Source organism: Streptomyces sp. NPDC045967 (assembly GCF_056430495.1).
Window position 1 is genome coordinate 1 of record NZ_JBWKLE010000018.1, and the last position, 19,536, is coordinate 19,536.

15 protein-coding genes and 1 rRNA gene are annotated in these 19,536 nt (G+C 72.9%); 8 read left to right on the plus strand and 8 right to left on the minus strand.

The features are described from left to right. A 5S ribosomal RNA gene (gene rrf / locus AC07FY_RS26470) occupies nucleotides 1-78 on the plus strand; the annotation flags it as partial. Nucleotides 79-181: 103 nt separating this feature from the next. Here rrf and AC07FY_RS26475 read toward each other — a convergent pair. From AC07FY_RS26475 to AC07FY_RS26500, 6 genes are all read right to left on the minus strand, one after another. After that, complete coding sequence (locus AC07FY_RS26475; RefSeq protein WP_479011017.1) at nucleotides 182-526, minus strand: transposase; 345 nt, start codon at nucleotides 524-526, stop codon at nucleotides 182-184. A gap of 264 nt (nucleotides 527-790) precedes the next feature. Then, the gene (locus AC07FY_RS26480; protein ID WP_479010731.1) at nucleotides 791-2,101 is read right to left on the minus strand and encodes a DUF58 domain-containing protein; all 1,311 of its coding nucleotides are present in this window, start codon (nucleotides 2,099-2,101) and stop codon (nucleotides 791-793) included. After that, a complete protein-coding gene (locus tag AC07FY_RS26485; RefSeq protein ID WP_443299230.1) occupies nucleotides 2,101-3,081 on the minus strand; it encodes an AAA family ATPase in 981 nt (326 codons plus the stop codon). The genes AC07FY_RS26480 and AC07FY_RS26485 overlap by 1 nt, the downstream gene beginning before the upstream one ends. Then, on the minus strand, nucleotides 3,078-4,823 hold the full coding sequence (locus AC07FY_RS26490; protein WP_479010735.1) for a DUF4350 domain-containing protein: 1,746 nt from the start codon (nucleotides 4,821-4,823) through the stop codon (nucleotides 3,078-3,080). The genes AC07FY_RS26485 and AC07FY_RS26490 overlap by 4 nt, the downstream gene beginning before the upstream one ends. After that, a complete protein-coding gene (locus tag AC07FY_RS26495; protein ID WP_479010738.1) occupies nucleotides 4,820-5,500 on the minus strand; it encodes a DUF4129 domain-containing protein in 681 nt (226 codons plus the stop codon). The genes AC07FY_RS26490 and AC07FY_RS26495 overlap by 4 nt, the downstream gene beginning before the upstream one ends. 6 nt (nucleotides 5,501-5,506) lie before the next feature. After that, a complete protein-coding gene (locus AC07FY_RS26500) occupies nucleotides 5,507-6,763 on the minus strand; it encodes a hypothetical protein (RefSeq protein ID WP_479010741.1) in 1,257 nt (418 codons plus the stop codon). A gap of 235 nt (nucleotides 6,764-6,998) precedes the next feature. Between AC07FY_RS26500 and mtrA the strand changes: the two genes are divergently transcribed. From mtrA to AC07FY_RS26530, 6 genes are all read left to right on the plus strand, one after another. Continuing rightward, nucleotides 6,999-7,688 carry a two-component system response regulator MtrA gene (mtrA, locus tag AC07FY_RS26505; protein ID WP_189747360.1) on the plus strand — a complete coding sequence of 230 codons (690 nt, stop codon included), beginning with the start codon at nucleotides 6,999-7,001 and terminating at the stop codon, nucleotides 7,686-7,688. A 1-nt stretch (nucleotide 7,689) separates the two neighbouring features. Next, nucleotides 7,690-9,648 (plus strand): MtrAB system histidine kinase MtrB, encoded by a 1,959-nt coding sequence (gene mtrB / locus AC07FY_RS26510; protein WP_479010744.1) that lies wholly within the window; start codon nucleotides 7,690-7,692, stop codon nucleotides 9,646-9,648. Further along, entirely contained in the window at nucleotides 9,632-11,524 is a 1,893-nt protein-coding gene (locus tag AC07FY_RS26515; protein ID WP_479010747.1) for an LpqB family beta-propeller domain-containing protein, read from the plus strand. The genes mtrB and AC07FY_RS26515 overlap by 17 nt, the downstream gene beginning before the upstream one ends. A gap of 140 nt (nucleotides 11,525-11,664) precedes the next feature. Continuing rightward, a complete protein-coding gene (locus AC07FY_RS26520; protein WP_479010750.1) occupies nucleotides 11,665-12,423 on the plus strand; it encodes a ComF family protein in 759 nt (252 codons plus the stop codon). 307 nt (nucleotides 12,424-12,730) lie between these two features. Beyond that, the gene (gene hpf / locus AC07FY_RS26525; protein WP_479011020.1) at nucleotides 12,731-13,426 is read left to right on the plus strand and encodes a ribosome hibernation-promoting factor, HPF/YfiA family; all 696 of its coding nucleotides are present in this window, start codon (nucleotides 12,731-12,733) and stop codon (nucleotides 13,424-13,426) included. Between the two features lie 200 nt (nucleotides 13,427-13,626). Continuing rightward, nucleotides 13,627-14,379, plus strand: coding sequence for a response regulator (locus tag AC07FY_RS26530; protein WP_479010753.1), 753 nt, complete (start codon nucleotides 13,627-13,629; stop codon nucleotides 14,377-14,379). Nucleotides 14,380-14,607: 228 nt separating this feature from the next. Here the strand turns inward: AC07FY_RS26530 and AC07FY_RS26535 are convergent, their stop codons facing one another. Next, the gene (locus tag AC07FY_RS26535) at nucleotides 14,608-15,789 is read right to left on the minus strand and encodes a winged helix-turn-helix domain-containing protein (protein ID WP_479010756.1); all 1,182 of its coding nucleotides are present in this window, start codon (nucleotides 15,787-15,789) and stop codon (nucleotides 14,608-14,610) included. A gap of 10 nt (nucleotides 15,790-15,799) precedes the next feature. Beyond that, nucleotides 15,800-16,384, minus strand: coding sequence for a GNAT family N-acetyltransferase (locus AC07FY_RS26540; protein ID WP_479010759.1), 585 nt, complete (start codon nucleotides 16,382-16,384; stop codon nucleotides 15,800-15,802). A 239-nt stretch (nucleotides 16,385-16,623) separates the two neighbouring features. Between AC07FY_RS26540 and secA the strand changes: the two genes are divergently transcribed. Next, on the plus strand, nucleotides 16,624-19,410 hold the full coding sequence (secA, locus tag AC07FY_RS26545; RefSeq protein WP_479010762.1) for a preprotein translocase subunit SecA: 2,787 nt from the start codon (nucleotides 16,624-16,626) through the stop codon (nucleotides 19,408-19,410). Nucleotides 19,411-19,536: the final 126 nt, after the last annotated feature.

The following is a 19,536-nucleotide window of genomic DNA, read 5'->3' on the forward strand; positions in this document are numbered from 1 at the left end:
CCGAACCCGGAAGCTAAGCCTTTCAGCGCCGATGGTACTGCAGGGGGGACCCTGTGGGAGAGTAGGACGCCGCCGAACAATCATTGCGGGAAGCCTCGCACCAGACCCTCCAGGGTCCGGTGCGGGGCTTTTCTGCGTTCGGCCTCGGAAACCCGGGTCCACGCCTTGCCTCGGCCTTGCCCTAGATGGTCGTGTCCGTGACCGTGGTGATTGCGGGCTCGGGCCGGGTTTCCGGCTTGGTGAAGCGGCATTCCGGGCCGTGCTTGGGCGGCCTGCCGTTGACGCCATGCATCCTCGGCGGTTTCGGCAGACGCATCACGCGGTTGGAGCGGACCCGGCCGACCAGCTGGACCGGCAGGTCACGCAGGACCCAGGCCATGCGGGTGATGTCGTACCCCGCGTCGCTGACGATCCCGGCATGCGGATTCCCGGTCTGCCACCGGCCCGCGGCGACGAGCGGACGCCGTCTCGAACAGCTCGTCGCGCCGAGCGTCAGACACTCGTCCGACCTGGTTCGACGGACGATTCGGGCGCGGCGGCATGACCTGCGGCATCCCTACTCTGCGGGCTCCGGCTCGTTCCTCAGATATCGGCCCCAGATCTGGGCCTTGCGATAGGGACCGTCTCCGTCGCTGTCGTACTGCGGCGCGTCAAAGGTGACCCAGTACAGCAGCTCGCCGCTGAGCGCCTGGGCATGTTCGTTGGGCTCGGGTGCACCCGTGGCATCGATCGTTCCGGGGAACTCGACCTGCCAGGGACCGTCCCAGTCCTCAGAAGATGAAGAACAAGCTCAGAGGCGGCCGGCGGCTTTGAGGGCGAGGTAGGCGTCGGCGAGGGCGGGGGCCAGGGTGTCCGGGGTGGCGTCGACCACGTGGACGCCGTGGCGGGTCAGTTGGTCGGCCGTGCGGCGGCGCTGGGCCTGGGACTGGGCGCCGGCGGCGGCCTCGTAGACCGCTTCCGGGGTGCCCCGGGAGGTCGTCATCTCCGCCACGTGCGGGTCGGCCACGGAGGCCAGCACGACCGTGTGGCGCTGGGTGAGGCGGGGGAGGAGGGGCAGCAGGCCCTCTTCGACGGCGGCCGCGTCCAGGCTCGTCAGCAGCACCACCAGGGAGCGGCGCGGGGCGTTGCGCAGGATGGTGGAGACCAGGGTGCGCGAGTCGGTCTCGACCAGTTCCGGTTCCAGGGGTGCCATCGCGTTCACGAAGGACGGCAGGACGTCGGCGGCCGGGCGGCCCTGGACCTGAGCGCGGGGGCGGCGGTCGTGGGCGAGGAGGTCCACGCGGTCTCCGGCGCGGGTGGCCAGGGCGGCGAGGAGCAGGGCGGCGTCCATCGCGGAGTCCAGGCGGGGGGCGTCGGCGACGCGGCCCGCGGAGGTGCGGCCCGTGTCCAGGCAGATCAGGATGTGCCGGTCGCGTTCGGGGCGCCAGGTGCGGACGGCGACCTTGTGCTGGCGGGCGGTGGCCCGCCAGTCGATGGAACGGGTGTCGTCCCCGGGCACGTAGTCGCGGAGGCTGTCGAACTCGGTGCCTTCGCCGCGCGTGAGGACGCTCGTCCGGCCGTCCAGTTCCCGCAGGCGGGCCAGGCGGGACGGGAGGTGCTTGCGGCTGGTGAAGGGCGGCAGGACGCGCACCGTCCAGGGCAGGGTGTGCGAGCCCTGGCGGGCCCACAGGCCGAGCGGCCCGTACGAGCGGATCGTGACGCGGTCGGCCTGGCGGTCGCCGCGCCGGGTGGGCAGCAGGCGGGTCGTCAGGCGGCGGCGTTCGCCGGCCGGGACGTCCAGCCGGTGGCGCGAGGCGGCCGTCTCGGTGCCGGGGATCCAGCTGCTCGGAGGCCAGGCGTCGCGGACGTGGGCCCGCAGGCGCCGGCCGCCGGGGTTGGTGACGGTGAGGTGGACCTCGGCCGGTTCACCGAGGCGGACCGAGGTGTCGCCGGAACGGGTCAGGCGCAGCGTGCGGACGGGCGCCGCCAGGGTGAAGTCGACGGCGCAGGCCAGGGCCAGCGGGCCGTTGACGGCGAGCATCCCCGTCCAGCTCGGTTCGAGGATGCCGACGGGGATGCTGCCGAGGGCCGCCAGCAGGGCGGTGCGTCCGGTGAGGGCCATTACCGCGGGACGGGGACGTGGGAGAGGATCGCGGTGATGACGGCGTCGGCCGTGACGCCCTCCATCTCGGCTTCGGGGCGCAGCTGGACGCGGTGCCGCAGGGTCGGCAGGGCCAGGGCCTTGACGTCGTCGGGAGTGACGTAGTCACGGCCGGTGAGCCATGCCCAGGCGCGGGCGGTGGCCAGCAGGGCGGTCGCGCCGCGCGGGGAGACGCCGAGGGTGAGCGAGGGCGATTCCCGGGTGGCGCGGCAGATGTCGACGACGTAGCCGGCGATCTCGGGGGAGACGGAGACCTTGGCGACGGCCTCGCGGGCGGCCTCGAGCTGGGCCGGGCCGGCGACCGGGCGGATGCCGGCGGCGTGCAGGTCCCGGGGGTTGAAGCCGGCGGCGTGCCGGGTCAGGACACCGATCTCGTCCGCGCGGGAGGGCAGCGGGACGGTGAGCTTGAGGAGGAAGCGGTCCAGTTGGGCTTCCGGCAGGGGGTAGGTGCCCTCGTACTCGAGGGGGTTCATGGTGGCGGCGACGAGGAAGGGCTCGGGGAGCGGGCGGGGCGTGCCGTCGACGGTGACCTGGCGTTCCTCCATCGCCTCCAGGAGGGAGGACTGCGTCTTGGGCGGGGTCCGGTTGATCTCGTCGGCGAGGAGGAGGTTGGTGAAGACCGGGCCGTTCTGGAAGGAGAACTCGGCGGTGCGGGCGTCGTAGACCAGGGAGCCGGTGACGTCGCTCGGCATCAGGTCCGGGGTGAACTGGACGCGCTTGGTGTCGAGTTCGAGGGATGCGGCGAGGGCTCGCACGAGGAGGGTCTTGGCGACGCCGGGGACTCCTTCGAGGAGTACGTGGCCGCGGCACAGGAGAGCGACGACGAGGCCGGTGACGGCGGAGTCCTGACCGACCACGGCCTTGCCGATCTCGGTGCGGAGCGCTTCGAGGGAAGCGCGGGCGCTGTCCGCGGCGGCGGACTCGGTGGCCGGGTACGTCATGACGTACGGACCTCTCTTTCGAGGGCGTCGAGGTGGTCGGCGAGCGCGACGAGTGCCGCGTCGTCGGAAGGGGTGGGACCGAAGAGGGTGGCGGTCACGTCCCGGCCGTTGCCGGCGAGGCGGGAGGAGACGGCGGGGATCAGGGCCAGGGGGTCGTGGGCCTGTGCGGCCGGTACGCCGGTGAGGGCGGCGAGGCGTTCGCGGGCGGCGGCGCGCAGCACGGTGGAGGCGCGGTCGCGGGCCCCGGCCTTGCGGTAGAGCCGGGCGCGGCCCTCGGTGGCCTCGGAGGCGCGGATGGCGACGGGCAGTCTCTCGGTGACGAGGGGGCCGAGTCGGCGGGCCCGCCAGAGGGCGGCGAGGGCCGCGGCGACGAAGAGCTGGAGCAGGGCCCAGGACCAGCCGGCCGGGATCAGGTCGAGGAGGCCCTTGTCCTCGGCGGCGCCGTCGGCGGCGGGGTCGGAGTCCGCGGGGGACGGCATGTACCAGACGAGTTCCGGGCGGGAGCCGAGGAGGTGCAGGGCGAGGGAGGCGTTGCCTTCCTCGGCGAGGTTCTCGTTGAGGAGGAGCGTGGCGGAGCCGAGGAGGACGGTGTCGCCGCCGGTGCCGGCGGGGAGTACGAGGAGGGTGGCGTCGCCGTCGCTGGGGTAGCAGGCGGTGGCCCGGGGCAGGTCGGTGGTGTAGCGGAGGTCGTCGCCGGTGGCGGCGCGGCCGGCGGATTCGGCGGCGGGCAGGGCGCAGGCCGGGGCGAGGGTGTCCGCGCCGGTTGCGCTGCGGGCGGCGACGCCGGGGGCCAGGCCGGGGAGGCTGGGGGTGCCCGGGGCGAGGAGGACGGTGCGGCCGCCGGAGAGGTCCATGGCCGAGCGGATCAGGTCGCGCCGGTCCGCGCTGAGGCGGTCGGGTTCGGTGATCAGCAGGGTGGTGCCCGGTCCGGCGGCGCCGGCGGCCTCGCGGGCGGTGGTGACGACGCGGGTGGTGACGCCGCGGTCGCCGAGGAGTTCGGCGACGGCACGGCTGCCGTAGGGGTCGGCGGAGCGCGGGTCGAGGAAGCCGTGGCGGGTGCCGGAGTTCAGGACGGCGAGCGCGGTGGCGCCTGCGGCGAGCACGGCGACGAAGGCCAGGACCCGCCGCGCCCGGCGGACCAGCCGGGCCCGGTCGGGGGTGCGGGCGGTGCCGGACCCCTGCGGGGTGCCGGACCCCTGGGTGCTGTCCGGCGCGGCGGGGCCGGGGGCCCCGGCGGGGCCGGGCGGGAGCGTATCGCCGGGCGTCGCGGGGCGCGGTGCGGGGCCGGCGGCGGCGGTTCGGGCGGCGTGCTCGGGGGAGTGGGCCGGGGCCGGGGCGGCCGTGCGGCCGGGGTCGTCCTGGGGGAAGCGGGCCGGGGTGTGCGCGGGCGTGGAGGAGGCGCGGCGCGCGGGGTGCGGCTGTGTGGAGTGGTTCGGGGCGGGCGTGGCCGTGTGGGGGTTCGCGGCGGTGGGGTGGCCCTCGGGGGTGTGCGCGGGCGCGCGGGGGTCCCGGGGGGCGGGGTGGGCCTGTGCGGAGTGGTTGGGGGTGGGGGTCGCCGCCGTGCGGGGGTCTGCGTTGGCGGGGTGGTCCTGGGAGGAGCGGGCCGGGGTGTGCGTGGGCGTGCGGGGGTCGCGGGGGGCGGGGTCGGCCTGTGCGGAGTCGTTCGGGGTGGGGGTCGGGGTGCGGGGGTCCTCGGGGGAGGTGGGGGTGTCTGCGGTGCCTTCGGGGCCTGGGGGGGTCATGCGGCGGGTCCCGTCAGGAGGGGCTTGGCGCGGTCCAGGGTCAGGTCGAGGGTGCGCAGGCGGGCGTAGGTGTCGGCGTCGGCGGAGCGGCCGCCGTAGGTGACGTCGTCGAAGGTGCGGGCGGCCGCACGCAGGTCCGCGGCATGGTCGGGGAGCGACGCGGCGGCTTCGGCGGCGGCCTCGTCGGCGGTGCGGCCCGGGCGCGGGTCGAGCAGGGTGCGCTCCTCCAGGGAGCGGACGACGGCGCGCATGCGTTCCTGTACGGCCTCGGTCCAGCGGCCGGCGGCGGCGTGCGCGTCGGCGGCCGTGCGGTGGTCGGCGGCGCTGCGGATGCCGTCGCCGAACAGGACGCCCGCGCCGGCGGCGGTATGCGCGGGGGTGCCGAGCCGCCACCACAGGGCGGCGGCGGCCAGGGCGACCAGGAGGACGATCACGAGGAGGCCCAGCGTGCCCCCGGGGGTCGCCCCGGAGGCGGCGCCGAACAGGTCGTCGATCCAGTCGAGGAACGTGCGCAGGGCGCGGTCCAGCAGCCCCGGGTCGTTCTCGTGGTACATCGGCTTGGACAGTTCGCGCTCGGCAGCCTCCTGGGCGGCTTCGCGCGGTGTCGTGACCGGTGGTGTCTCGGCGCCCGGCAGGAGAGCCGTGGCGCGCGTGATGAGGCCCCCCGTGCTCATCATGGGTGGTCAGCCTCCGGTCGTGCCGTAGTTCTCGATGCCGGCCGCCCGGGCGAGCTCCAGGTCGAGCCCTTCGCGGCGGATGCGCTGGTCGACGTAGAGGAGGACGGTGACGCCGGCCAGGATCGGCATCACGATGGTCTGGGCGATGATCGAGCCGATGCCGGAGAGGACGAGCGCTCCCCACGCGGTGGAGGCGGTGCCGTCCTCCATCCCGCTCAGGCCGCCGCCGAAGGCGGCCACGCCGACGATGGTGAGCGGCCAGACGATGATCGCCGAAACGATGCCGGTGATGATCTGGGTGAGCGCGGTGATGCCGAAGATGCGCCACCAGGTGCCCTGGACGAGCTTGGAGGAGCGGCCGAGGGCCTTGAAGACGGTGCTCTTCTCCAGCATCAGCGCGGGCGAGGCCAGACTGAACTTGATCCACAGCCAGGTGAACAGCGGGATCATGGCGAACACGCCCACGACGGCCAGGCCCACGTTCTCGGTCAGCAGGCCGGGCAGCAGCAGGACCGCGAACAGCACGATCGCGCCGATGCCCAGGAGGAATGTGAGGCCGAAAAGGCGCAGCAGCTGCGGACGGGCCTCGCGCCAGGCGGCGGAGATGGTGGAGGTGGTGCCGAGGACGGCACGGCTGTAGATCATCGTCAGCATCGCGGTGGCCACGATGCCGCCGAGGGCGGCGATGAAGCCGACCGCCACCAGGGCCCCCAGGGCGGCGACGACGTCGTTGACGGCCTCGTCGAGGTTCCCGCCGGGCTCCGGCGAGACGGCGAGGTCCGCCATCGCGAACTTCTGGGTGAGCAAGCTGAGGACCTGCACCACCGTGGCGACCACCAGCGTGATCGGCAGGATCGTGCGCCAGTGCGTGCGCATCGTGGCAACGGCGCCGTCGAGGATCTCGCCGAGGCCGAGGGGGCGCAGCGGGATCACGCCGGGCTTGGCGGCCGGGGGCGCGCCCCACTGGCCGGGCCCGCCCGGGTAACCGCCGTACTGGCCGCCGTACGGGCCCTGGGAGCCGTACGGGCCGCCCTGGCCTCCCCAGCCCTGGCCCTGCTGCGGCTGCTGAGGCTGCTGAGGCTGCTGGGGCGGTCCCTGCGGGGGCGGGTTCTGGCCGCCCGCGGGGCTGGTCCACTGGCCCGGCGGCGGCTGCTCGGCCGACCACTTCGGATCGCCGGAGACCGGGCGGTCGGCGGGCGCCCCGGGTCGCTCGCCCTCAGGGGAAGAGGGTCCGGGCGTAGCCCAGCCCGGCGAGTCGTTCATCGTCGCTCCTTCACGTGCACCTGCTGCGGCGGGGGGCGCTGGACGCTGCCATCGTGCCACGTGGGTCACACGAACGGACCAGCGATCCCCCCGGATCATCGGCAGCCCGTACGGTCCATTGTCACCCGGATCCGGGGGAGACTGGTGGACCTGCTGTCCACGCAGGTCCGAGGGGCGATTTCCAGCCCTTTTGGCTGTGGGACAGCTCACCGCCTGGTAACGATTGGCTAATGGGATGATGTCAACCATGAAGGGACGCGTCCTTGTCGTCGACGACGACACCGCGCTGGCCGAGATGCTCGGCATTGTGCTGCGTGGAGAAGGTTTTGAGCCGTCGTTCGTAGCGGACGGTGACAAGGCACTTGCTGCCTTCCGGGAGGCGAAGCCGGACCTGGTGCTGCTCGACCTCATGCTGCCCGGACGGGACGGCATAGAGGTCTGCAGGCTGATCCGGGCCGAGTCCGGGGTGCCGATCGTGATGCTCACCGCCAAGAGCGACACGGTCGACGTCGTGGTGGGCCTGGAGTCCGGCGCCGACGACTACATCGTGAAGCCGTTCAAACCGAAGGAGTTGGTCGCCCGCATCCGGGCCCGCCTGCGCCGGTCGGAGGAGCCCGCCCCCGAGCAGCTGGCCATCGGTGACCTCGTCATCGACGTGGCCGGGCACTCGGTCAAGCGGGACGGCGCCTCGATCGCGCTGACCCCGCTGGAGTTCGACCTGCTGGTCGCCCTGGCGCGCAAGCCCTGGCAGGTCTTCACCCGCGAGGTGCTGCTGGAGCAGGTCTGGGGCTACCGGCACGCCGCGGACACCCGCCTGGTCAACGTCCACGTGCAGCGCCTGCGCTCGAAGGTCGAGAAGGACCCCGAGCGCCCCGAGATCGTCGTGACGGTGCGCGGTGTCGGCTACAAGGCCGGACCCAGCTGAGGTGCAGTCCGGCACGGGCCGGGGCGGCTCGCGCTGGGAGGGCCTGCGACCCGGGCGGCTGCTCCAGGAGGGTGCGCCCGGTGCCTCCGTGCTGCGCCTGTGCGTACGCCTCGGACGCCGGCCGCTGCTCCCGGCCGTCCGGCTGTGGCGGCGCAACATGCAGCTCCGGGTGGTCGCCGCCACCCTGCTGATGTCGCTCGCCGTCGTCCTCGCGCTCGGCTTCGTGGTGATCGCCCAGGTCAGCAAGGGCCTGCTGGACGCCAAGGAGGAGGCGGCGCAGAGCCAGGCGGCGGGCGGGTTCGCGGTCGCCCAGGAGAAGGCCAACACCCCGGCGACCGTGGACGGGCCCGACGCCGCGGACAACAAGGTCGGACTGGACGCCAGTACCTGGATGAACTCGCTGGTCAAACAGCTGGCCAGTGGCGGCCAGACCGCCTTCGAGGTGGTCGCGCTCGGCGCCGGCACCGGTGAGCAGGTCCTGCCCGGCACCCAGGGCGTCAAGGGCGCCCGCGCCTCGGGCAACGTGGATCCGACCGCGAGCGTGCCCGTGCAGCTGCGCCGGGCCGTCAACCACTCGGCGGGCACCTTCAAGACCTTCTCCGAGATCCGGTACACCACCGGGGCCGGCGAGAAGGCGCCCGAGCCCGCGCTGGTCGTGGGCAAGCGGCTCACCGACATCAACGGCGACCCGTACGACCTCTACTACCTCTTCCCGCTCACCCAGGAGGAGGAGTCCCTCAACCTGGTCAAGAGCACCATCGCCACCGCCGGACTGTTCGTCGTGGCGCTGCTCAGCGCCATCGCCTGGCTCGTGGTCCGGCAGATCGTCACCCCCGTCCGGATGGCCGCGGGGATCGCCGAGCGGCTGTCGGCCGGGCGGCTGCAGGAGCGCATGAAGGTCACCGGTGAGGACGACATCGCGCGGCTGGGCGAAGCCTTCAACAAGATGGCCCAGAACCTCCAGAACAAGATCCAGCAGCTGGAGGACCTGTCGCGGATGCAGCGCCGGTTCGTCTCGGACGTCTCGCACGAGCTGCGCACCCCGCTGACGACCGTACGGATGGCCGCGGACGTCATCCACGACGCCCGGGTGGACTTCGACCCGGTCACGGCCCGCTCCGCCGAGCTGCTCGCCGGGCAGCTCGACCGGTTCGAGTCGCTGCTGTCCGACCTGCTGGAGATCAGCCGGTTCGACGCGGGCGCGGCCGCCCTGGAGGCGGAGCCCATCGACCTGCGGGACGTCGTACGCCGCGTCATCGACGGAGCCGAGCCGCTCGCGGAGCACAAGGGCAGCCGGATCCGGGTGCTCGGCGACACCCAGCCGGTCATCGCCGAGGCCGACGCCCGGCGGGTGGAGCGGGTGCTGCGCAACCTCGTCGTCAACGCCGTGGAGCACGGCGAGGGGCGCGACGTCGTGGTCCGGCTGGCGTCCGCGGGCGGGGCCGTCGCGGTCGCCGTACGGGACTACGGCGTCGGGCTCAAGCCCGGCGAGGCCACCCGCGTCTTCAACCGCTTCTGGCGCGCCGACCCGGCGCGGGCGCGCACCACCGGCGGCACGGGCCTGGGCCTGTCCATCGCCGTCGAGGACGCCCGGCTGCACGGCGGCTGGCTGCAGGCGTGGGGCGAGCCCGGCGGCGGCTCGCAGTTCCGCCTGACCCTGCCGCGCACCGCGGACGAGCCGCTGCGGGGCTCGCCCATCCCGCTGGAACCCGAGGACTCCCGGGCCAACCGCGCCAGGGCCGCGGCCGAGGCCGCGGGCGTCGCGGCGGACCGGCTTCCGGCCGCGGACGCGGGGGACCGGTCGCCGATACCGCCGCGGCCGGCGGTGGCATCGGGGCAGTCCGTACCCGCCGACCCGACGGCCCTGCCGGGCAGCGGCGCCAGGGTCGTGGCCCGGCCCGCCGAGCAGGGACCACAGGAGGAACGAACGGATGCCGATGCGGATGCCGACGGACGCTGAGGGAGCAGTGCCGGGGAGGGAGCCCGCGGGAAGGCGCGGCAGCCGGCCGCGCACGCCGCTCGGCAGGCGGGCGCGGTCCCTGCGCGCCTGCGCGCTCGGTGCGGCCGCGCTGCTGCTGGCCGGGTGCGCCTCGATGCCCGACCACGGCGAGATCCGCCGGGTGCAGGCGTCGCAGGGCGTCGACTCCCAGGTCCGGGTGTTCGGCGTACCGCCCGCCGACAAGGCCAGCGCGGGTGAGATCGTCGACGGTTTCCTGGAGGCGATGACCAGCGACGATCCGCAGCTGGAGACCGCCCGCAAGTACCTCACCGAGGAGGCCGCGAAGACCTGGCGGCCCGGCGCGGCCGTCACCGTGCTCTCGGCCGGCCTCGACCGGTTCCCCGTCCGCACCGAGAAGGACCCCGACGGGCCCCGGTGGAAGGTGGCCGGCAAGAAGCTCGCGACCGTCGACGAGCGCAGCGCCTACCAGCCGGAGAGCGGCGACTACACCGAGTTCCTCCAGCTGGTCCAGGAGGACAAGCAGTGGCGGATCTCCAGCCCGCCGAGCAGCCTCGTGCTCAGCGAATCGGACTTCCAGCGCATATACATGCCGGTCAACAAGTACTACTTCGCGGGCGGCAACCTGGTGGCCGATCCCGTCTACGTGCGCCAGCGCAGCGACCCGGACTCGCGGATGGACCCCACGACGCAGACCGTGCAGTCGCTGCTGGCGGGCCCCTCCCGGTGGCTCGCGCCGGTCGTCGAGTCCAGCTTCCCCACCGGGACGGAACTGCGGTCGGGCACCAAGTCCCTCTCCTACGACGGCCAGAACACGCTGCGGGTGCCGCTGAACGACAAGGCGGACAACGTCGCGTCGCCGCAGTGCCAGAAGATGGCGACCCAACTCCTCTACACCGTCAAGGAGCTGACGGCCTCCCGGCTGGACCGCGTCGAACTGCTGCGCTCCGACGGGAAGTCCTCCTCGCTGTGCTCGGTGACCGAGGTGACGGCGGCCGTGATCGCCAACCGGCCCCGGACGCCCGACTACCAGTACTACGTGGACGACCAGAACCGGCTGGTCCGGATGAAGCTGGACGTGACCGGCGAGGACCAGCAGCCCCGCTCCGAACCGGTGCCGGGGCCGCTGTCGACGCCCCCCGGGTTCAAGGTCCGCTCCGCTGCCGTGTCGTACGACGAGCGGCGGGCGGCCGTGGTCTCCGAGGACGGGCACGGGCTGTACGTCGTCCCGCTGACCGGGACCGGGCCCATGCCGCAGCCGGTACCGATCGGCAAGGGCGCCAAGTCGAACACGCTGACCGCGCCCAGCTGGGACGCGGCGGGCGACCTGTGGGTCGTCGACCAGGACCCGCAGCACCCGGGACTGTGGCGGGTGCCGGACGGCACCGGAACCCCCGAGAAGGTGCAGGTGGCGGGCCTCGACGGGCGGATCACCTCGCTGAAGGCGTCCTCCGACGGGGCGCGCATCGCGCTGCTCGTGGAGAAGGGCGAGCGCAAGAACCTGTGGGTGGGGCGGATCGAACGGCCCGACGCCGCGGGGGACGTGTCGGCGGTGTCGGTGCGCGAGCTGCGCCCGGCGGCGCCGCAGATGGTGGACGTGACGGCGATGAGCTGGGCGCCGCGCGGCCGGCTGCTGGTGGTGGGCCGGGAGAACGGCGGGGTCGTACAGGCCCGCTACATGCTGGCCGACGGGTCGGTGGTCGCGGCGAGCCTGCCCGGGGCGACCGGGCTGACCGCGGTCGCGGTGGCGGCGTCGGAGGACGAGTCGAAGCCGAAGCCGGTGGTGGGGTTCTCGGAGGACGGCATCGTGTGGCTGCCGCCGGGGGCGCAGTGGCGGACGGTGGCAGAGGGCGGACGGGCGCCGGTGTACCCGGGGTGACCTGGGTTGATCCGGGGTGACCCGGGCTGATCCGGGGTGATCTCGGCCGGCCGGGGTCGGTCCGGGTCGGCCCGGGGTCCGGTGGCGCGGCGTTGTCCACAGGGGTGGCGGGCCGCGGCGGGACCGGGCAGCGTGGAGCCATGCGGGGGTGGTGGCAGGAGCTCGCCGGCCTGGTCCTGCCGGTGGACTGCGCGGGCTGCGGGGCCGCGCGGGTGCTGCTGTGCGCCGGCTGCCGGGAGGCGCTGGGCGGAGCCGGGGCGGCGCGTGCACGGCTCTTCCCGCGGCCGGCGGGGCTCCCGCCGGTGTACGCGTCCGCCGGCTACGAGGGACCGGTACGGGCCGTGCTGCTGGCGCACAAGGAGCGCGGGGCGCTGCCGCTGGCGGAGGCGCTCGGTGCCGCGCTCGCGGTGTCGGTGCGCGCGGCGCTGGCGGAGGCGGGTGGCCGGCCGGGGGGAGCGGGGGATGCGGGGGGAGCGGAGGCAGGAGGGCGGGGGCGCGAGGTGGCGCTGGTGCCCGTCCCTTCCGCGCGGCGGCAGGTCAGGGCCCGCGGGCACGATCCCGCGCGCAGGATCGCGCTGGCCGCGGCGGGACGGCTGCGGCGGGCGGGGGTGCCCGCGCGCGTGGCGCCCGTCCTGCGGTTGCGGCGGGCGGTCGCCGACCAGGCGGGGCTCGGGGCCCGGCAGCGCCGGGAGAACCTCGCGGGGGCGCTGGAGGTGTGCCCGGGCGGGGCCAGGCTGACGGACGGGTCCGGGATCGTACTCGTGGACGATCTGGTCACCACGGGGGCGACGCTGGCGGAGGCGGCCCGGGCGATGCGGGCGGCCGGCCTGGGAGAAGGGGCCCCGCAGCGGGCGGCGGTGGTGGCCGCGACCCGGACAGACCAAGAAACCGGTGAATAGATTTGGAACCCCGGGGGAAGGTCCATCGTTGCAGGTAGTAAGAGTGTATGGCCGTCGGGACGGAAGTACGTTCCGGTAGCGGGTGCCGACAACCGGCATAGAGGGATATGTTCGGTTGTGAGGACTGGCGATCCTTGGGCCCCGCGCGTCGCCGTCGCTCGACTCCGAAGTCGGTGGGGTGAAGATCCCGCCGATGGGGGAGGAGGTGGAAGTCGCCAAGTCCGAGGCTCCGGCCTTCACCGGAGCCTGGTGCGAAAGGGAGACGCTTCGCCCCGTCGGGCGGAGCTATCCGGGAACGGAGTTCTGCGTGGACATCGTCGTCAAGGGCCGTAAGACCGAAGTGCCCGACCGGTTCCGCAAGCACGTGGCCGAGAAGCTGAATCCGGAGCGGATCCAGAGGCTCGACGCCAAGGTGATCAGCTTGGATGTCGAGGTGTCGAAGGAGCACAACCCGCGCCAGGCCGACCGTTCCGACCGTGTGGAGATCACTCTGCATTCGCGGGGTCCGGTGATCCGTGCCGAGGCCGCCGCGGCCGACCCGTACGCGGCGCTGGACCTGGCTCAGGACAAGCTCGAGGCCCGGCTGCGCAAGCAGCACGACAAGCGCTACACCCGCAGGGGCGCGGGCCGGATCCCGGCGGCGGAGGTCGCCGACGTCGTGCCGGACGCCGCCCAGCTGAACGCGAACGGCGAGCCCTTCACCGAGGAGCAGGCGAACGGAGTTCCGGTCACCCGGATCGGTTCCCTCGAGGTGCAGGGCGAGGGCCCGCTCATCGTCCGCGAGAAGACGCACTCGGCGGGACCCATGTCGCTCGACCAGGCCCTGTACGAGATGGAACTGGTCGGCCACGACTTCTACCTGTTCGTCGACTCCGAGACGAAGCTGCCCAGTGTCGTCTACCGGCGTCACGCCTACGACTACGGCGTGATCCACGTCAATCCCGACGGCGCCTCCAGCTCGGAGGAGCCGCGCGGTGGTGCCGGGGGCGCACTCGGCGGCTGAGCAGTCGCCGCACTGTGCCGCGCCGCCCCCGCGGGACGCTTCGGCGTCCCGCGGGGGCTTTGTGTGTGGCGCGTATGCGCCGGGCCGCAGGCGGCGGGCCCCCGCGGCGTGCCGCGGGCATGGAATCATGGCGGTCAGTCAACCGGCGGCGCGGCCGGTCCGGTTGGCCCGGCAGCTCGGCACATGCAGGGGGAGGAACGATGGCGGACAGCTTCGGACCGGTACGCGGTGACGACGGTGCGGGCTGCCGGGAGGCGGACCCGTCGGGCGCGCCCACCGGGTCGCCGGCGGGGGAACCCATCCGGGTCCTCGTGGTCGACGACCACGCCCTGTTCCGGCGGGGGCTGGAGATCGTCCTCGCGCAGGAGGAGGACATCCAGGTCGTCGGCGAGGCCGGGGACGGCGCGGAGGCCGTGGACAAGGCGGCCGACCTGCTGCCGGACATCGTGCTGATGGACGTGCGGATGCCCCGGCGCGGCGGGATCGAGGCGTGCACCTCGATCAAGGAGGTGGCACCCTCCGCGAAGATCATCATGCTGACGATCAGCGACGAGGAGGCGGACCTCTACGACGCGATCAAGGCGGGCGCCACCGGATACCTGCTGAAGGAGATCTCCACGGACGAGGTCGCGACGGCGATCCGGGCGGTGGCGGACGGCCAGTCGCAGATCAGCCCGTCGATGGCGTCGAAGCTGCTCACCGAGTTCAAGTCGATGATCCAGCGGACCGACGAGCGGCGGCTGGTGCCCGCGCCGAGGCTGACGGACCGGGAGCTGGAAGTCCTGAAGCTGGTGGCCACCGGCATGAACAACCGGGACATCGCCAAGGAGTTGTTCATCTCGGAGAACACCGTGAAGAACCACGTCCGCAACATCCTGGAGAAGCTGCAACTGCACTCCCGGATGGAGGCCGTGGTCTACGCGATGCGCGAGAAGATCCTGGAGATCCGCTAGGCCCTGTCGTCAAAGTCGCGCCTGGCCCGCGACGCCCGGCACCGCACCTCGCCGCGTTGTCGGGGCGCCCGAGTACGTCCAGTACACGGGCGCCCCTCCGCCTTGCGATGCACGGCACCGGACGCCGCGGGCCTGACCGGCGCCACTTTGACGACAGGACCTAGTGCTGTGACCGGCTCGGCCGCCGGCGCCCCGGCTCGGCCTGCCGCTCGCCCGCCGGCCGGGCCGTCACGGGCGCCGTGCCGTGAGCTCCGCCCGGACCGCCTCCACCTCCCGCGCGGTGGCGGCGCGCTCGACGCGCACCTCCTCGCACCCCACCCACCGGGCGGCCTCCCACAGCGCCTCCGCCATGGCCGGGGCCGCCCCGGGAGTCTCCAGGGAGAGCTGCCGGGCCACCAGGGTCCGGCCCTCGCGGGCCGGGTCGACGCGGCCCTGGAGGCGGCCGCCCGCCAGCAGAGGCATCGCGAAGTACCCGTGGATCCGCTTCGGCTTGGGCACGTAGGCCTCCAGGCGGTGCGTGAACCCGAAGATCCGCTCCGTGCGGGGGCGGTCCCACACCAGGGAGTCGAAGGGCGAGAGCAGCGTGGTGCGGTGGCGGCCCCGGGGCGGTGTCGCGAGTGCCGCCGGATCCGCCCACGCCTGCTTCCCCCAGCCCTGCACGGAGACGGGGACCAGCCCGGAGTCCGCGATCACCGCGTCGACCTGCTCCCCCTTGAGGCGGTGGTAGTCCGCGATGTCCGCGCGGGTCCCCACGCCCAGGGACCGCCCGGCCAGGGCCACCAGGCGGCGCAGGCACGTGTCGTCGTCCAGGTCGTCGTGGAGCAGCGCGTCGGGCACGGCGCGCTCGGGCAGGTCGTAGACCCGCTTCCAGCCCCGGCGTTGGCCGCACACGACCTCGCCGGTGTCGAGCAGCCACTCCACGGCGATCTTGGTCTCGGACCAGTCGAACCACTCGCCGCCGTTCTTGGCGCCGCCCAGTTCGGTGGAGGTCAGCGGGCCGTCGGCCCGGAGGCGGTCCAGCACCGCCCGCGTCGAGCGGTCCTTGTCCTCCAGGACGTGCCAGCGGTGTCCGCGCGCCCGCCGGGCCCGGCGGCGGAAGGCGAAATGCGGCCATTCCTCGACGGGCAGGATGCAGGCAGCGTGGGACCAGTACTCGAAGGCGTGCCGGTCCGACCAGTACGCCCGCTCCACGGTGTCCCGGCCCACCGCGCCGAGGCGGGCGTAAGGGATCAGTTCGTGCGAGCGGGCCAGGACCGAGATCGTGTCCAGCTGGACGGCGCCCAGGTGGCGCAGCACGCCGCGGACCCCGCCGCGCCGGTCGGGCACGCCGAGGAAGCCCTGTGCGCGCAGGGCGATCCGGCGGGCCTCGTCGGCGGACAGGGACAGCGTCGGTTGCGGCAGGCTCGTCATGGTCCGCAGCCTAGGAGGCGCCACTGACACCGGCGGCCAGGTAGGGCAGGGCGGGGGCCAGGCCCAGGTCGGAGGGGAGCAGGCCGCCGATCCAGCAGTCGCGCGCGGTGCCGGCCCGCTGCACGCCGGCCCGCAGCACGCCCTCGAAGCGGAAGCCGACCTTCTCCGCGACGGTGCGGGAGCCGGTGTTGCCGGCCTCGGCCCGCCACTCCAGGCGTACGGCGCCGACCTCGGTGAAGGCCCAGCGGGCCGCGGCCTCCACGGCCTCGGTCATGTAGCCCCGGCCCCGGTGCTCCTTGACGGCCCAGTAGCCGATCTCGTAGGCGTCGCTCCCGTGCACGTGGACGCCGACGGCGGCGACGAGCGGGCCCCCGGCCCCCAGGCGTACGGCAAAGGCGTACGCGGTGTCCTCGCGCCACCCGGCCGGTACCACCTCGTTCACGAAGCCGTGCGCGTGCTCCTGCCGGTAGGGAGAGGGGACGAGCGTCCAGCGCTGGATGTCGGGGTCCTGGCAGGCGGCGTACACCTCGTCCTCGTCGGAGGGGGCGAAGGGCCGCAGGTCCAGGCGGGCGGTCGTGAGTGTGGTGGGCTCCATGAACGGATTCTGCTGTCCGGGCGGCGCCCGGGGAACTCTTTTTCACAACCGCCGGCGGGAACAGCGGCACCTTCGGCGCCTCCCGTACGTTCTCAATCCGGGCGCCCACGCCCTCGCGGCTACGGCGGACCTCCCGACGCGACCACGTCCTCGCTTACGATGGCCGTTGCGGTGGGGCCCACCTGCCGTGCCCGTGTACGAACAGTGCCCAGGCCCGACCGGCAAGGAGACAAACCTCGGTGTCCGTCTTCAACAAGCTCATGCGTGCAGGCGAAGGCAAGATCCTGCGCAAACTGCACCGCATCGCGGACCAGGTCAACTCCATCGAAGAGGACTTCGTCAACCTCTCCGACGCCGAGTTGCGGGCGCTCACGGACGAGTACAGGCAGCGGTTCCAGGACGGCGAGAGCCTGGACGACCTGCTGCCCGAGGCCTTCGCGACCGTCCGCGAGGCGGCCAAGCGGGTTCTCGGCCAGCGGCACTACGACGTCCAGATCATGGGCGGCGCGGCCCTGCACCTGGGCTACGTGGCGGAGATGAAGACCGGTGAGGGCAAGACTCTCGTCGGCACCCTGCCCGCGTACCTGAACGCGCTGTCCGGCAAGGGCGTCCACCTGATCACGGTGAACGACTACCTCGCGGAGCGCGACTCCGAGCTGATGGGCCGGGTGCACAAGTTCCTCGGCCTGGAGGTCGGCTGCATCCTGGCGAACATGTCGCCGGCGCAGCGCCGCGAGCAGTACAACTGCGACATCACATACGGCACGAACAACGAGTTCGGTTTCGACTACCTGCGCGACAACATGGCGTGGTCCAAGGACGAGCTCGTCCAGCGCGGCCACAACTTCGCCGTGGTCGACGAGGTCGACTCGATCCTGGTCGACGAGGCCCGCACCCCGCTGATCATCTCCGGCCCGGCCGACCAGGCCACGAAGTGGTACGGCGACTTCGCGAAGCTGGTCACCCGCCTGACCAAGGGCGAGGCCGGCCAGCCGCTGAAGGGCATCGAGGAGACCGGCGACTACGAGGTCGACGAGAAGAAGCGCACCGTCGCCATCCACGAGGCCGGTGTCGCCAAGGTCGAGGACTGGCTCGGCATCGAGAACCTCTACGAGTCGGTGAACACCCCGCTCGTCGGCTATCTGAACAACGCCATCAAGGCGAAGGAACTGTTCAAGAAGGACAAGGACTACGTCGTCCTCGACGGCGAGGTCATGATCGTCGACGAGCACACCGGCCGTATCCTCGCCGGCCGCCGCTACAACGAGGGCATGCACCAGGCGATCGAGGCGAAGGAAGGGGTGGACATCAAGGACGAGAACCAGACCCTCGCCACGATCACCCTGCAGAACTTCTTCCGCCTCTACTCGAAGCTGTCGGGCATGACCGGTACGGCCATGACCGAGGCCGCCGAGTTCCACCAGATCTACAAGCTCGGTGTCGTCCCGATCCCGACCAACCGCGACATGGTCCGCAAGGACCAGCCGGACCTGATCTACCGCACCGAGGTCGCGAAGTTCGCCGCGGTCGTCGACGACATCGCGGAGAAGCACGAGAAGGGCCAGCCGATCCTCGTCGGCACGACGTCGGTCGAGAAGTCCGAGTACCTCTCCCAGCAGCTCTCCAAGCGCGGCATCCCGCACGAGGTGCTCAACGCCAAGCAGCACGACCGCGAGGCGACGATCGTCGCCCAGGCCGGCCGCCGCGGCGCCGTCACCGTCGCCACGAACATGGCCGGCCGCGGTACCGACATCAAGCTCGGCGGCAACCCGGACGACCTCGCCGAGGCCGAGCTGCGCCAGCGCGGCCTGGACCCGGAGGAGCACATCGAGGAGTGGGCGCACGCCCTGCCCGAGGCGCTCACCAGGGCCGAGGCCGCCGTGAAGGCGGAGTTCGAGGAGGTCAAGGAGCTCGGCGGGCTGTACGTGCTGGGCACCGAGCGCCACGAGTCGCGCCGTATCGACAACCAGCTGCGCGGCCGCTCCGGCCGCCAGGGCGACCCGGGCGAGTCCCGCTTCTACCTGTCGCTCGGGGACGACCTGATGCGCCTGTTCAAGGCGCAGATGGTCGAGCGCGTCATGGCCATGGCCAACGTGCCGGACGACGTGCCGATCGAGAACAAGATGGTGACGCGCGCGATCGCGTCCGCCCAGTCGCAGGTCGAGACCCAGAACTTCGAGACGCGCAAGAACGTCCTGAAGTACGACGAGGTCCTCAACAGCCAGCGCGAGGTCATCTACGCCGAGCGCCGCCGCGTCCTGGAGGGCGAGGACCTCCAGGAGCAGGTCCGCTTCATGATGGACGACACGATCGACGCGTACATCGCGGCCGAGACGGTCGAGGGCTTCGCCGAAGAGTGGGACCTGGAGCGCCTGTGGGGCGCCTTCAAGCAGCTCTACCCGGTGAAGGTCACCATCGAGGAGCTGGAGGAGGCCGCGGGCGACCGGGCGGGCATCACCGCCGAGTTCATCGCGGAGTCCATCAAGGACGACATCCACGAGCAGTACGCGGAGCGCGAGAAGGCGCTCGGCTCCGACATCATGCGTGAGCTGGAGCGGCGCGTGGTGCTGTCGGTGCTGGACCGCAAGTGGCGCGAGCACCTCTACGAGATGGACTACCTGCAGGAGGGCATCGGTCTGCGGGCGATGGCCCAGAAGGACCCGCTGGTGGAGTACCAGCGCGAGGGCTTCGACATGTTCAACGCCATGCAGGACGGCATCAAGGAGGAGTCCGTCGGCTACCTGTTCAACCTGGAGGTCCAGGTCGAGCAGCATGTCGAGGAGGTCCCGGTGCAGGACGCGGCGCCGTCGCTGACGAAGGAGCCGGCCCGTCCGGAGATCCGCGCCAAGGGGCTGGACGCTCCCCAGCGGCCGGACCGGCTGCACTTCTCCGCGCCGACCGTCGACGGTGAGGGCGGTGTCGTCGAGGGTGACTTCGAGGCGGACGGCGCCTCCGGTGACGGGATGACGCGGGCGGAGCGGCGGAAGGCCGCGAAGGCCTCCGGCGGACGTCGCCGCAAGAAGTAGGACCGGCGGAGCCGGGTTCGACGGCCGGGGCCGGACACCGCGGGTGGTGTCCGGCCCCGGCCGTCGTGTGTCAGGCGCCAGCCGTTCCGAGCCCCGGCCGGGTCGTGCCCCGGCCCCGACTCGCCG

Coding starts and splice junctions, on each gene's coding strand:
- AC07FY_RS26530 (WP_479010753.1), top strand. CDS start 13,627: ATGGCGGACAGCTTCGGACCGGTACGCGGTGACGACGGTGCGGGCTGC.
- AC07FY_RS26495 (WP_479010738.1), bottom strand. CDS start 5,500: ATGATGAGCACGGGGGGCCTCATCACGCGCGCCACGGCTCTCCTGCCG.
- AC07FY_RS26500 (WP_479010741.1), bottom strand. CDS start 6,763: ATGAACGACTCGCCGGGCTGGGCTACGCCCGGACCCTCTTCCCCTGAG.
- AC07FY_RS26485 (WP_443299230.1), bottom strand. CDS start 3,081: ATGACGTACCCGGCCACCGAGTCCGCCGCCGCGGACAGCGCCCGCGCT.
- mtrA (WP_189747360.1), top strand. CDS start 6,999: ATGATGTCAACCATGAAGGGACGCGTCCTTGTCGTCGACGACGACACC.
- AC07FY_RS26535 (WP_479010756.1), bottom strand. CDS start 15,789: ATGACGAGCCTGCCGCAACCGACGCTGTCCCTGTCCGCCGACGAGGCC.
- AC07FY_RS26520 (WP_479010750.1), top strand. CDS start 11,665: ATGCGGGGGTGGTGGCAGGAGCTCGCCGGCCTGGTCCTGCCGGTGGAC.
- AC07FY_RS26515 (WP_479010747.1), top strand. CDS start 9,632: ATGCCGACGGACGCTGAGGGAGCAGTGCCGGGGAGGGAGCCCGCGGGA.
- AC07FY_RS26480 (WP_479010731.1), bottom strand. CDS start 2,101: ATGGCCCTCACCGGACGCACCGCCCTGCTGGCGGCCCTCGGCAGCATC.
- AC07FY_RS26540 (WP_479010759.1), bottom strand. CDS start 16,384: ATGGAGCCCACCACACTCACGACCGCCCGCCTGGACCTGCGGCCCTTC.
- AC07FY_RS26490 (WP_479010735.1), bottom strand. CDS start 4,823: ATGACCCCCCCAGGCCCCGAAGGCACCGCAGACACCCCCACCTCCCCC.